The sequence below is a fragment of the Skermania piniformis genome, assembly GCF_019285775.1.
Classification (GTDB): Bacteria; Actinomycetota; Actinomycetes; order Mycobacteriales; family Mycobacteriaceae; genus Skermania; species Skermania pinensis.
Map to the genome: position 1 here is coordinate 2,287,772 of NZ_CP079105.1, position 11,828 is coordinate 2,299,599.

The window sequence follows — 11,828 nt, forward strand, 5'->3', positions numbered from 1 at the left end:
CCCACCGTGAACGCGGCCGCCCCGGTCTTCGCGGCCCTGGCTTTGCTGCTGGCCGGGCCGATACCGGCCGTACTGGCCAAGGCCACCTGGACCGCACGGGTGCCGCGGGCCGCCCTGGTGCTCTGGCAGGCGATCGCCCTCGCCGCCGTCCTGGCTGCCTTCGGCTCCGGACTCGCAATCGCCAGCCGACTGCTGGTGGTCGGGCCGGACGGACGGCCGACCGCCGAACCGCTGCGCGAGATCGACGCGCTGGGCATGCCACTGTGGCTCTGCTACGTCGCGGTGTTGATGCTCACGTTGCTGATCGGGGCGCGCCTGATGTTCGCGGTCGTGCGGGTTGCGATACGGACCCGCCGCCGCCGCGCTCGCCATCGCATGCTGGTCGACCTGCTCGATCACTCCGAGCACGGCCGCGACAGTATCTCCGCCGGCAACATCCGGGTGCTCGATACGCCCGAGCCGATCGCCTACTGCGTGCCCGGCCGGCGCGGGCGGGTCGTGCTCAGCGCCGGCACCCTGGACCGGCTGGCCGACGGCGAGATCCGAGCGATCCTCGGCCACGAGCGCGCCCACCTGCGCGCCCGGCACGATCTGGTGCTGGAGGCGTTCACCGCCGTCCACGAGGCGTTCCCCCGGGTGGTCCGCAGCGAGTCGGCGCTGGACTCGGTACGCCTGCTGGTGGAGTTGCTCGCCGATGACGCGGCGGTGCGGGTGAGCGGTCCGCGGCCGCTCGCCCGCGCACTCGTCGCCTGTGCCGGCGCGCGAACTCCGCAGGGCGCACTGGCCGCGGGCGGACCTACCACCCTGGTCCGGATTCGCCGGCTGAGCGGACCTACCCACGGCGGCCGCGGCCTGGCGGCTGCGGTATACCTGAGCGCGGCGGCGATCCTGGTGGTCCCGACCCTGGCGGTCGCGCTGCCCTGGCTGGCCGAGCTGAACCGGCTGTTCCGCATCTGACCGGAGCCCGCTCATCGGCCGTTAGCATGCCAAGCGTGCATTTTCTGTCCGGCCCGCCACCGTACGACCTCACCTACGACGACGTCTTCCTGGTACCCCGACCCACCGAGGTCACCTCGCGGTTCGACGTCGACCTGGCGAGCGCGGACGGTACCGGCACCACCATCCCGATCGTGGTGGCGAACATGACCGCGGTGGCCGGGCGGCGGATGGCCGAGACGATCGCCCGCCGGGGCGGCATCGTGATACTACCCCAAGACCTTCCGATCGGTGCCGTCGCCGACACGGTGGCGTTCGTCAAGTCCCGCGACCTGGTGGCCGACACCCCGGTGACGCTCGGCCCGGACGATTCGGTCTCCGACGCGTCGGCACTGATGCACAAACGGTCGCACGGTGCGGTCGTCATCGTGGCCGACGGCCGACCGATCGGGCTGGCGACCGCGGCCGACTGCGCCGACGTCGATCGATTCACCCGGTTGTCGGCCGTGCTGACCACCGAGATGCTCACCGTCGCACTGTCCACGCCGCCCCGTGCGGTCTTCGAACTGTTGGATGCCGCGCACGCCCGCCTTGCCGTGCTCACCGTCGACGGCGTGCTCGCCGGGGTGCTCACCCGGGTCGGTGCGGTTCGGGCCGGGATCTACCGGCCGGCGGTCGACGCCGCCGGCCGGCTTCGGATCGCGGCCGCAGTCGGGATCAACGGCGACGTGCCCGCGAAGGCGAAGGCGCTGGTGGACGCCGGGGTCGACGTACTGGTGGTGGACACGGCACACGGACACCAGGCCAAGATGGCAGAGGCGCTGGCCGCGGTGCGCGCGCTGGATCTGGGGGTGCCACTGGTCGCCGGCAACGTGGTGACCGCCGCCGGCACCCGGGATCTGCTCGCTGCGGGCGCCGACATCGTCAAGGTCGGCGTCGGACCGGGCGCGATGTGCACCACCCGGATGATGACCGGCGTCGGTAGGCCGCAGTTTTCCGCCGTCGCCGAATGCGCCGAAGCGGCCCGCGAGGCCGGCGGGCACGTGTGGGCCGACGGCGGAATTCGGCACCCCAGGGACGTGGCGCTCGCGCTGGCCGCCGGCGCCGACAACGTGATGATCGGCTCCTGGTTTGCCGGCACCTACGAATCTCCGGGCGACCTGCGCTTCGACCAGAACGGGAACCCGTACAAGGAGAGCTTCGGGATGGCGTCCAAGCGAGCGGTGGCCGCCCGCACCGCAGCGGACAGCAGCTACGACCGGGCACGCAAGTCTTTATTCGAAGAGGGCATCTCGTCGTCCCGGATGCAGCTGGACCCGGATCGACCCGGGGTGGAGGACCTGCTCGATCACATCTGCAGTGGTGTGCGTAGCGCCTGCACCTACGCGGGCGCGCGCAACCTGGCCCAGCTACACGAACGCGCGCTGATCGGCGTCCAGTCGGCCGCCGGCTTCGCCGAGGGCCGGCCGCTGCCGGGCGGATGGTGACCGACCGTCGGCATGCCGACCGGCTACTGCAGCGAGCCGGTAGACTCGGGCTGATCGGACAACCGCCCACTTCGACCAAAGGGACCCAGGAACGCATGGCACCTGCCGCCGGCACCAGGTCGACGGGCTCGGTCGGCGCCCACCCCGATCATCGCGCCTATCCCGCTCGTCGCCCGCAGTGAGCGTTGCACTCACCATCGTCGCACTGGTCGGTTTCGTCGGGCTGACCGCGGGAACTGCATTGTTCGTCGCCGCCGAGTTCTCGCTGACCGCGCTCGAACGCAGCGTCGTGGAAGCGCATGCCCGCGACGGCGACCGGCGGGCCCGATTGGTGCAGCGCGCCCAGCGATCCTTGTCGTTCCAGCTATCGGCCGCCCAGCTGGGTATCACCATCACCACGCTGATCACCGGCTACCTGGCCGAACCCGTGCTGGCGCAACTCTTCGAGCCGGCTCTGAGCGCGCTCGGGCTCGGCACCGGCCCCACCACCGCCCTCGCGCTGGCGCTGGCACTGATCCTGGCGACGTCGTTGTCGATGGTCTGTGGCGAACTGGTGCCGAAGAACGTCGCCATCGCCGAGCCGATGGCGACCGCCCGGTTCACCGCGGGCCCGCTGTTGGCGTTTTCGGCATCGTTCGCCTGGGCCATCCATTTCCTCAACGACACCGCGAACCGGGTGATCCGCCGATTCGGCATCGAACCGGCAGAGGAGCTGCGCTCGGCCCGCTCGCCGCAAGAACTCGGTTCGCTGGTGCGCACCTCGGCCCAACGCGGCGCGCTCGATCTCCGGGTAGCCACGCTGGTGGATCGCTCGCTGCAGTTCGGCGAGCGTACCGCCGAGGAACTGATGACCCCACGGGTCAAGATCGTCTCGCTCGCCGTCGACGACACCGTCGACGACCTGGTCGCGACGTCCGCACGCACCGGCTTCTCCCGATTCCCGATCGTCGCCGGCGACCTCGACGACACCCGCGGGTTCGTGCACGTGAAACAGGCGTTCGCGACCCTCCCGGAGCAGCGCGCACAGGTCCGACTCGGCACCATCGTCCAGCGGGTCCTGACCGTGCCGGCGACCCTCGACGGCGATACGGTGCTCGATCGGGTGCGCGCCGACGGGATGCAGGTGGCGTTGGTCATCGACGAGTACGGTGGTACCGCCGGTATCGTCACCATGGAAGACCTGATCGAGGAGATCTTCGGCGATGTCCGGGACGAGCACGACGACACCGTCCTCGACATCCGCCGTGAGGGCGCCGGCTGGACCTGCTCGGGCCTGCTGCGGATCGACGAGGTGACCGCGGAAACCGGATACGCGCCGCCCGACGGCGAATACGAAACCCTGGGCGGCCTGATCCTCGCTCGGCTCGGCCGGATCCCCGTCGAGGGTGATGAAGTGCCGCTCCCCGCGGACGTGCTCGATCCGGAATCGGACGGCTGGTTCGGCCGCGTGCTGGCCATGGACGGTCGTCGGATCGATCGGGTACAGCTCTTCGCCCGCCCCGGTCAGGATGCGGCCGCCGACGTCACCGCGCGCGGCGGTGCCCGATGAACGACCTGTTCGGCGTCCTGCTTGCGGTGGCGCTGCTCGGCGCCAACGCATTCTTCGTCGCCGCCGAGTTCGCTTTGATCTCGGCCCGCCGGGATCGGCTCGAAGCCCTGGTCGCCCAGGGCAAGCGGGGCGCTCGGACGGTGCTGCGGGCCAGCGAGCAGCTGTCGCTGATGCTCGCGGCCGCGCAACTGGGCATCACGATCTGCTCGATTCTGCTCGGCCGGGTCGGTGAACCTGCGTTTGCGCACCTGATCGAGGGGCCGATGGAGTGGGCGGGGGTACCGGCGGCGCTGCTGCACCCGCTGGCATTCGCGATCGCGCTGGCCGTGGTGGTCGTGCTGCATATCCTGCTCGGCGAGATGGTGCCGAAGAACATCGCGTTGGCCGGCCCCGAACGGTCCGCGCTGTTGCTGGTGCCCGCCCACCTGGCGTGGCTCCGGCTGGCCCGGCCACTGATCGGCTTCTACAACCTGTTGGCCAACCTGACCCTGCGAGCACTCGGAATCGATCCGAAAGACGAGCTCGCGGCCACCGTCTCGGCCCTGGAGTTGTCCGAGATGATCGGCGAGTCTCGCTCGGAGGGTCTGCTGGACGAGGAGGAACATCGGCGGCTCACCCAGGCCCTGGAGACCCAGGGGCGAACGGTGACCGATGTGCTGATTCCGCTGGCCGATGCGCATTGCCTGCCGACCGAGCGGGAGGGGGTGCGCCTCGGCGCGATCGAAGCCGCGGTCGTCGACACCGGGTTCTCCCGGTTCCCGATACGCGAATCCGACGGCCTGCTGACCGGATACCTGCACGTCAAGGACGTATTGGAACAAGTCGGCGATGTCCGCGCCGGTCCGAGCACGCTGATTCCACGCGCGGAGATCCGCCCCCTGCCGACGGTGCCGCGTGGCATGACTCTGTACGAGGCGTTGGCGTCGATGCGACAGGCCGGCTCACATCTGGGCCGGGTGGTCGACGCGAACGGGACGACCGTCGGCATCGTCGCACTGGAGGATCTGGTCGAAGAGTTCATCGGCAACGTTCGAGACAGCACCCATCGCCGGGAAGCCGGCTCTGCCGGCAACTGATCAGCGGATAAGCTCGGCATCGGCTACCGACTATCCAGCAGATTTCCCTTCGTATAGACTATTGGTATGTTCTCAAGCGGGAATTAAGCTTGAGGTTGGTATTAGCTGGTTTGTCGCGTGAGCACCCCGGAACCGACCAGGAGTGATCCATGAAGACTGCAGCGCGCCTGGCGGTAGCGGCCGCCGGAGTGATAACCGCAACGGTGGCGCTGACCGCCGGAGCGGCCGATTCCCGCACCGAGAGCGATGCCGGACAATCGGTCGACACCACCACCTCGACGACGCTTGCGCCGCCGAAAGCGGCACAACCGGTCACCGGCACGCAACTGGAACCGGCCTCGACCGACTCCGACTCGGCCGCCGCAACCAGCGTCGGACCGTGCACTTTCGCCAGCAGCACCCGACTGGACGAGGCCGCAGCGGCCGACCCGGTTGCCGACCGACACGGCGGCGTCGGCTTCGACACCGCCCGATGCGTTACCGATCCGAGCGGGACCGCCTGGGCGGTCGCCTGGAACGGTGCCCACCCGCCGGTCGGTGGACTGTTCCGATTCGTCCCGACCGCAACGCGCTGGGAACTGCTGGAGCTCGGTTCGCTCGGCGATTGCGTCCCCGCCCACGGAGTTCCGCCGGAGATCGCTGTACAGCTGCCCGGCTGCTGAGCGGACGGCCGTAGCATCGTCGCCGTGCAGATACTCCCGGTCGCGGTGTGGACCGCCCGCCGCGACCGGCACCGGCGGACGATATCGGCCTTGATCGAGCCCCACCTGCGACGCCGTGGCCGGGGTGAAGCGCACCCGGTGATCGACTTCTTGTTCACCTACTACAGCCATCGGCCGGCACAGCTGCTGCGCTGGCATCCGGGTCCGGGGATCCGGCTGATCGATGCGCCCGAGCACGCCCGATGGCGTGGCTATCGGCACATCGACGGCGGCACCGAGCTCGATCCGAGCTTCGCCTGCCACCGCCGGTCGGCAATCGAACACATCGCCGCTCTGCTGGCCGCCACCGCGGCCCGCCCACCGCAGCTGTCCTGCTTCGGTCTGCACGAGTGGGCGATGGTGTACCGGACCGAGCCGGTCCGCCACCCCGGTGCCGAGCTCCGGCTCGGCCGCGCCGGGACCGACCGGGTGGTCGAGTCGATGCAGTTGCGCTGCACCCACTTCGACGCGTTCCGGTTCTTCACCGCGGCCGCGGAGCCGCGCAACGCCACGGCACTCACCCGCGCCGGCCAGGTCGCTGCCGAGCAGCCCGGCTGCCTGCACGCCACGATGGATTTGTACAAGCACTGCTACAAGCTGTCCCCATTGATCGACTCGGCGCTCACCGCGGCCTGCTTCGAGCTGGCCTACGCGGCCCGCGAACTCGACATGCGCGCCAGCCCGTACCAGCTGACCGAACTCGGCTACCCGCCGATCCCGATCGAGACCGCGGCGGGCCGGGCCGAGTACGTCCGGGCCCAGGCCGAACTGACGCGGCGGGCCGCCCCGTTGCGGGCCGCGCTGCACCAGCGCTGCACTGCCCTGCTCCGACTCGCCGACCGAGCGGACAGCACCGACGGCGCGTCGGCTACTCATAGGTAAGATCCCGACCGGAAGCGGGTCGGCAGCGGATTCGGCCCGAGTCCGCGACCTGAAAGAGTGAGGTAGATGACTGAGCGCGTTCGGATCGGTGGATTGCAGGTCGCCACGGAGCTGCGGGACTTCGTCGAGCAGGAGGCGATCCCCGGTACCGGGATCGACCCGGCCGAGTTCTGGGCCGGCGTCGAAGCGGTCGTCACCGAGCTCGCCCCGCGCAACCGGGAGTTGCTCGCCACCCGAGACGAGCTGCAGGGCAAGCTCGATGCCTGGCACGCCGAGCATCCCGGCACCGACTACGACCGGGAGGCCTACAAGGCATTCCTGGTCGAGATCGGCTACCTGCTGCCGCCGGCGGCCGACTTCCGGATCGGTACACAGAACGTGGACGCCGAGGTCGCCGCGACCGCGGGTCCGCAACTGGTGGTGCCGGTGATGAACGCGCGGTTCGCGATCAACGCCGCGAACGCCCGGTGGGGATCGCTCTACGACGCCTTGTACGGCACGGATGCGATCCCCGAGACCGATGGTGCCGAACAGGCACCCGGCGGCAAGCCCGGTTACAACAAAGTGCGCGGCGACAAGGTGATCGCGTTCGCCCGGGGCCTGCTCGACCAGGCTGCGCCGCTGGTCACCGGCTCGCATGCGGGCACCACCCGGTACGCCGTCGACGGCCGGGCGCTCGCGGTCACCTTGGCCGACGGCACGGTCACCACGCTGGCCGGACCGGCGGAGCTGGTCGGCTACGCCGGCACCCCCGAATCACCGACCGCCGTGCTGTTGCGGCACAACGGGCTGCACATCGAGATCCAGATCGATCCGTCCTCGCCGATCGGATCCACCGATTCGGCCGGCGTGCGCGATGTGGTGCTGGAATCCGCGGTCACCACCATCATGGATTTCGAGGACTCGGTCGCCGCGGTCGATGCCGCGGACAAGGTGACCGGCTACCGGAACTGGCTGGGCCTGATGAAGGGCGACCTCACCGAAGAGGTGACCAAGGGCGACAAGACGTTCACCCGGGTGATGAATCCGGATCGCACCTACACGGCGGTCGGCGGCGGTGAATTGACCCTGCACGGTCGTTCGCTGCTGTTCGTGCGCAATGTGGGTCATCTGATGACCAGCGACGCGATCCTCGATCCGAGCGGCGACGAGGTTCCCGAAGGGATTCTGGACGGCCTGTTCACCTCGTTGATCGCGCTGCACGACCTACGCGGCGACACCACCCGCGGCAACAGCCGGACCGGCGCGGTGTACATCGTGAAGCCGAAGATGCACGGCCCGGACGAGGTGGCGTTCACCAACACGTTGTTCGACCGGGTCGAGCAGGTGCTGGGGCTACCGGCGAACACGCTCAAGGTCGGGATCATGGACGAGGAGCGGCGGACCACGGTCAATCTGGCCCGCAGTATCCAGGCCGCGCAGGAACGGGTGGTGTTCATCAACACCGGCTTCCTCGACCGCACCGGCGACGAGATCCACACCTCGATGGCAGCCGGACCGATGGTGCGCAAAGCGGATATGAAGTCGCAACGCTGGATCGCCGCCTACGAGGACAACAACGTCGACACCGGCCTCGCGGACGGCCTGCCGCATCATGCCCAGATCGGCAAGGGGATGTGGGCGATGCCGGATCTGATGCACGACATGCTGGAGCAGAAGATCGCGCATCCCCGCGCCGGCGCGACCACCGCGTGGGTGCCCTCGCCCACCGCCGCCACCCTGCACGCGATCCACTATCACCAGGTCGACGTGTTCGCCCGGCAGGCCGAGATCGCCCAGGGCGGTTCGCGTGCCACCATCGACGACATCCTCACCATCCCGCTCGCACCGACGCCGGACTGGTCGGCGCAGGAGCGGCAGACCGAGCTGGACAACAACGCACAGTCGATCCTGGGATACGTGGTGCGATGGATCGATCAGGGTGTCGGGTGTTCCAAGGTGCCCGACATCCACGATGTCGGGTTGATGGAGGACCGGGCCACGTTACGGATCTCCAGTCAACTATTGGCGAATTGGTTACGTCACGACGTGGTGTCGGCCGACGACATCGTTGCGAGTCTGGAGCGGATGGCACCGGTGGTGGATCGACAGAACGCCGGCGACCCGAACTATCGCCCCATGGCGCCGGACTTCGCGAGCAGCATCGCCTTTCAGGCAGCCAAGGAGCTGATCCTGGCCGGAACCGAGCAACCGAACGGCTACACCGAGCCGATCCTGCATCGGCGGCGGCGCGAGTTCAAGGCGTCGGAACTGGCCCGCTGATCGCCGGGCCGGCCCGAGCAGGCACGCCCGCAGCATGGCGAGACATCGAGGTCCGGCCAAGCACCGCGGCGGCGGCGCTCGCTCGATCGCGCGCGGTCCGTTGCTCGTTCTGGTAACGCTGGGGGTTCTGGCAGCACTGGCGGTCGGCTGGATGTTCCTGCGGGATCGAATCGCCGACGACGCCGCCGCCGCGGCCCGCCAGTGTGTAGCCGGGGACACCACGCTGGCGGTGACCGCCGACCCCGATATCGCCGGTCCGGTGCGCGCGGCGGCGCAACGCTACGGGGCCACTCACCCGGTCGTCCGGGATCATTGCGCGCAGGTCGAGGTCACGGACCGGCTTTCGGGCCCGATCGCGGCGGCGTTGCCGGGCCCGCAGTGGGATGCCGCTGCGCTCGGGCCACGACCCGCGCTGTGGATCGCCGACTCGTCACGTTCGGTGCGCCGGGCGACCGTTCCCGGACTGCTCGACGGCGAGCCGAAACCGATCGCCACGACGCCCGTCGTGTTTGCCGTGGCCGAGCCGTTACGGGCGGCGCTCGACAATGCGAAGGCCGGTTGGGCCGACCTGGCCGGTCTGCAACAGGGTGACCTGGATCGGATCGGCCTCGTCGGTTGGGGCGGTCTCCGGCTTGCCGTGCCCCCCGACGACGCAACGCTGGCAGTAGCCGAAGCGGTGGCCACGGCCGCGCTGGCCCCCCAACCGGTCACCGCCGCCGCGCTGCAACGCGGCCCGGCGGTGACCGCGGTGTCGTCGCTGGCGGTCGGCGCACCGCCGGCGGCATCGGCAGCCGACGGGATCACCACGCTGCGCGGCGCTGCCGTCGCAGCTGCCGGCGCGGTGCATGCGGTGCCGACCACCGAACTGCAGCTGCGCGGTACGGGCGTGGTGAGCTATCGACCGCCCGGGCCGGGACCGATCGCGGACTACCCGGCGGCCCGATTGACCGGACCGTGGATCGACGAGACCCAGAACGCGATCGCGGCCGAGTTCGTCGAGTTCCTCACCGCACCCGAGCAAGCTCGGCTGTTCACCGACGCGGGTTTCGTCACGCCCACCGGCACCGCCGCACCGGCAGCCGAACGCGCGGTCTACGACCGGCTCGCCGACATCCTGGCGCGCCCGACGCTGGGGGTGTCGTCCACCCTCCTGGTCGATGTGTCGGCATCGATGGGGCAAACCGAAGGCAACCAAACTCGATTGGCGAATGTGGTCGCGGCGTTGCGGTCTCAGCTGGACACGGTACCGCCGTCGTCATCGGTCGGCCTGTGGACCTACCGGCGCAGCGTGGACGGCGCCGCCCCGTATCGGCAGCAGACCGCAACCCAACCGCTGACCACGAACGCCCGTTCGGCGTTGAACACCGCGCTCGCGGCGCTGCGCTCGACCCGCGACCCGACTGCGGACGCCTACCGCAGCCTGGTCGAGGCCTATCGTTTCGCAATGTCGGTGTACCAGGCCAACCGGGCGAACTCGGTGCTGTTGATCACCGACGGCAGTCCGGACGACGAGTCCGCGGCAGCCGCTACCCGGGCGATATCCGATATCACCGCGATGATGGACCCGGCCCGCCCGGTTCGGATCGACGTGCTCCAGCTCGGCACTGCTCCGGTCGCCGACCCGGTACGTGCGGCCGCCGACCGCACCGGCGGCCAGATTGTTCCGGTCGCTTCCTCGGCCGGCCCCGAACTGGCTACCGCGCTGACCATGTTGCTCGGCTGACCGGACCGCACACACTCTAGGCTTTCGGGCGTGGTAGACGACATGACGATCGAGCGGTCGATCGAGATCGCGACGGTACCGGCGACGATTCACCCGCACATCGACAACTTCGCCGCCTGGCGGGCGTGGTCCCCCTGGGAGGATCTCGACCCGAATCAGGAGCGCACCTACACCGGGCCCGCTGCGGGCGTCGGCGCCGGCTATGCGTGGAAAGGCAACCGCAAAGCCGGCGCCGGGTCGATGCGCATCACCGGGTCTACACCGGAGCGAATCGACCTCGACCTGGAGTTTCTGAAGCCGTTCAAAGCGTCGAACGCCGTGACCTTCGAGCTGGTCCCACACGGCGCCGCCACCCGGGTCACCTGGCGGATGACCGGCAAGAAGAACCTGTTCTTCCGGCTCTTCGGCTTCATAATCAATCCGGACAAGCTGATCGGCAAGGACTTCGAGAAGGGCTTGACGACGCTGAAGGCAGTCGCCGAAGCACGCTGAGCAACCGCACCCGCTGCCCTGCCCGTCCGCCTATTTGCGGCCGGCTTTCCACTGCAGGCCCCACCCGTAGGTACGGTCGAGCACATCCTGCGCACCGTTGATGTACTGCACCTCGCGCTGCACGGTCAGGTCACCGCCTTTGTTCTCCAGCATCGCGATCGCGCAGATCGGCGCCCCGTCCACCGGGTGATCCAAGCGCACCTCGACCTGCGGCCCCCGCTGCGGGAAGAGCCGCACCACGCCGTCCACCGCAGCCCAGTTGCGCGCCCCCTCGTAGATCAGGGCGAAGACCAGGATGCGGCGGAACTCCGCCACCCGATCCATATTGATCGCCATGTTCTCGCCGCCGGTGACCGCGCCGGTCCGGTCGTCCTGGTCGAGCTGGATGTACGGCGGCTGATCGTAGGCGCCGAACGAGTTGCCGAGCGCTTGCACGATGCCCTTGCGCCCGTCGGTCAGCTCCCAGAGACAGCCGAGATCCAGGTCGATGCCACCGCTCGCCCCGGCCAGCCGGCTGAGGAAACCTTTCTTCGCCGGTTGCGCGGCACCTTGGCTCCAGTTGAGGTTCACCCGCATCGTGCCGCCGACCGCGCCGGACTTGGTCAGGTTGATCGCCGGCCGCTCCTTGGACAGCGACACCGGCCCGGCCGCTGCTGCTGCGTCGGGTGCCGCGGCCGATCCGCCGGATGGATTCTTCTTGTTGTAGTCGATTGCCACCGT

Annotated in this window: 10 protein-coding genes; 9 read left to right on the forward strand and 1 reads right to left on the reverse strand. The window is 69.4% G+C overall.

Going from position 1 to position 11,828, the window contains the following annotated elements:
- Window positions 1-6 precede the first annotated feature (6 nt).
- From KV203_RS10615 to KV203_RS10655, 9 genes are all read left to right on the forward strand, one after another.
- Window positions 7-957: a M56 family metallopeptidase gene (locus KV203_RS10615; RefSeq protein WP_066475151.1), complete on the forward strand. Its 951-nt coding sequence runs from the start codon at window positions 7-9 to the stop codon at window positions 955-957.
- Between the two features lie 35 nt (window positions 958-992).
- On the forward strand, window positions 993-2,423 hold the full coding sequence (locus KV203_RS10620; protein ID WP_066475152.1) for a GuaB1 family IMP dehydrogenase-related protein: 1,431 nt from the start codon (window positions 993-995) through the stop codon (window positions 2,421-2,423).
- 178 nt (window positions 2,424-2,601) lie between these two features.
- On the forward strand, window positions 2,602-3,972 hold the full coding sequence (locus KV203_RS10625) for a hemolysin family protein (RefSeq protein ID WP_066475154.1): 1,371 nt from the start codon (window positions 2,602-2,604) through the stop codon (window positions 3,970-3,972).
- Window positions 3,969-5,048 carry a hemolysin family protein gene (locus tag KV203_RS10630; protein ID WP_066475157.1) on the forward strand — a complete coding sequence of 360 codons (1,080 nt, stop codon included), beginning with the start codon at window positions 3,969-3,971 and terminating at the stop codon, window positions 5,046-5,048. The genes KV203_RS10625 and KV203_RS10630 overlap by 4 nt, the downstream gene beginning before the upstream one ends.
- A gap of 149 nt (window positions 5,049-5,197) precedes the next feature.
- Window positions 5,198-5,710 carry a RodZ family helix-turn-helix domain-containing protein gene (locus KV203_RS10635; RefSeq protein ID WP_066475164.1) on the forward strand — a complete coding sequence of 171 codons (513 nt, stop codon included), beginning with the start codon at window positions 5,198-5,200 and terminating at the stop codon, window positions 5,708-5,710.
- 24 nt (window positions 5,711-5,734) lie between these two features.
- Window positions 5,735-6,631, forward strand: a complete 897-nt coding sequence (locus tag KV203_RS10640) for a 3-methyladenine DNA glycosylase (RefSeq protein ID WP_066475167.1) — start codon at window positions 5,735-5,737, stop codon at window positions 6,629-6,631.
- Window positions 6,632-6,697: 66 nt separating this feature from the next.
- On the forward strand, window positions 6,698-8,893 hold the full coding sequence (locus tag KV203_RS10645) for a malate synthase G (RefSeq protein WP_218820985.1): 2,196 nt from the start codon (window positions 6,698-6,700) through the stop codon (window positions 8,891-8,893).
- Between the two features lie 34 nt (window positions 8,894-8,927).
- Entirely contained in the window at window positions 8,928-10,616 is a 1,689-nt protein-coding gene (locus tag KV203_RS10650; RefSeq protein WP_066473878.1) for a VWA domain-containing protein, read from the forward strand.
- 42 nt (window positions 10,617-10,658) lie between these two features.
- Window positions 10,659-11,108, forward strand: a complete 450-nt coding sequence (locus tag KV203_RS10655) for an SRPBCC family protein (protein ID WP_066473875.1) — start codon at window positions 10,659-10,661, stop codon at window positions 11,106-11,108.
- A gap of 30 nt (window positions 11,109-11,138) precedes the next feature.
- Here the strand turns inward: KV203_RS10655 and KV203_RS10660 are convergent, their stop codons facing one another.
- Window positions 11,139-11,825, reverse strand: coding sequence for a TerD family protein (locus tag KV203_RS10660; RefSeq protein ID WP_066473873.1), 687 nt, complete (start codon window positions 11,823-11,825; stop codon window positions 11,139-11,141).
- Window positions 11,826-11,828: the final 3 nt, after the last annotated feature.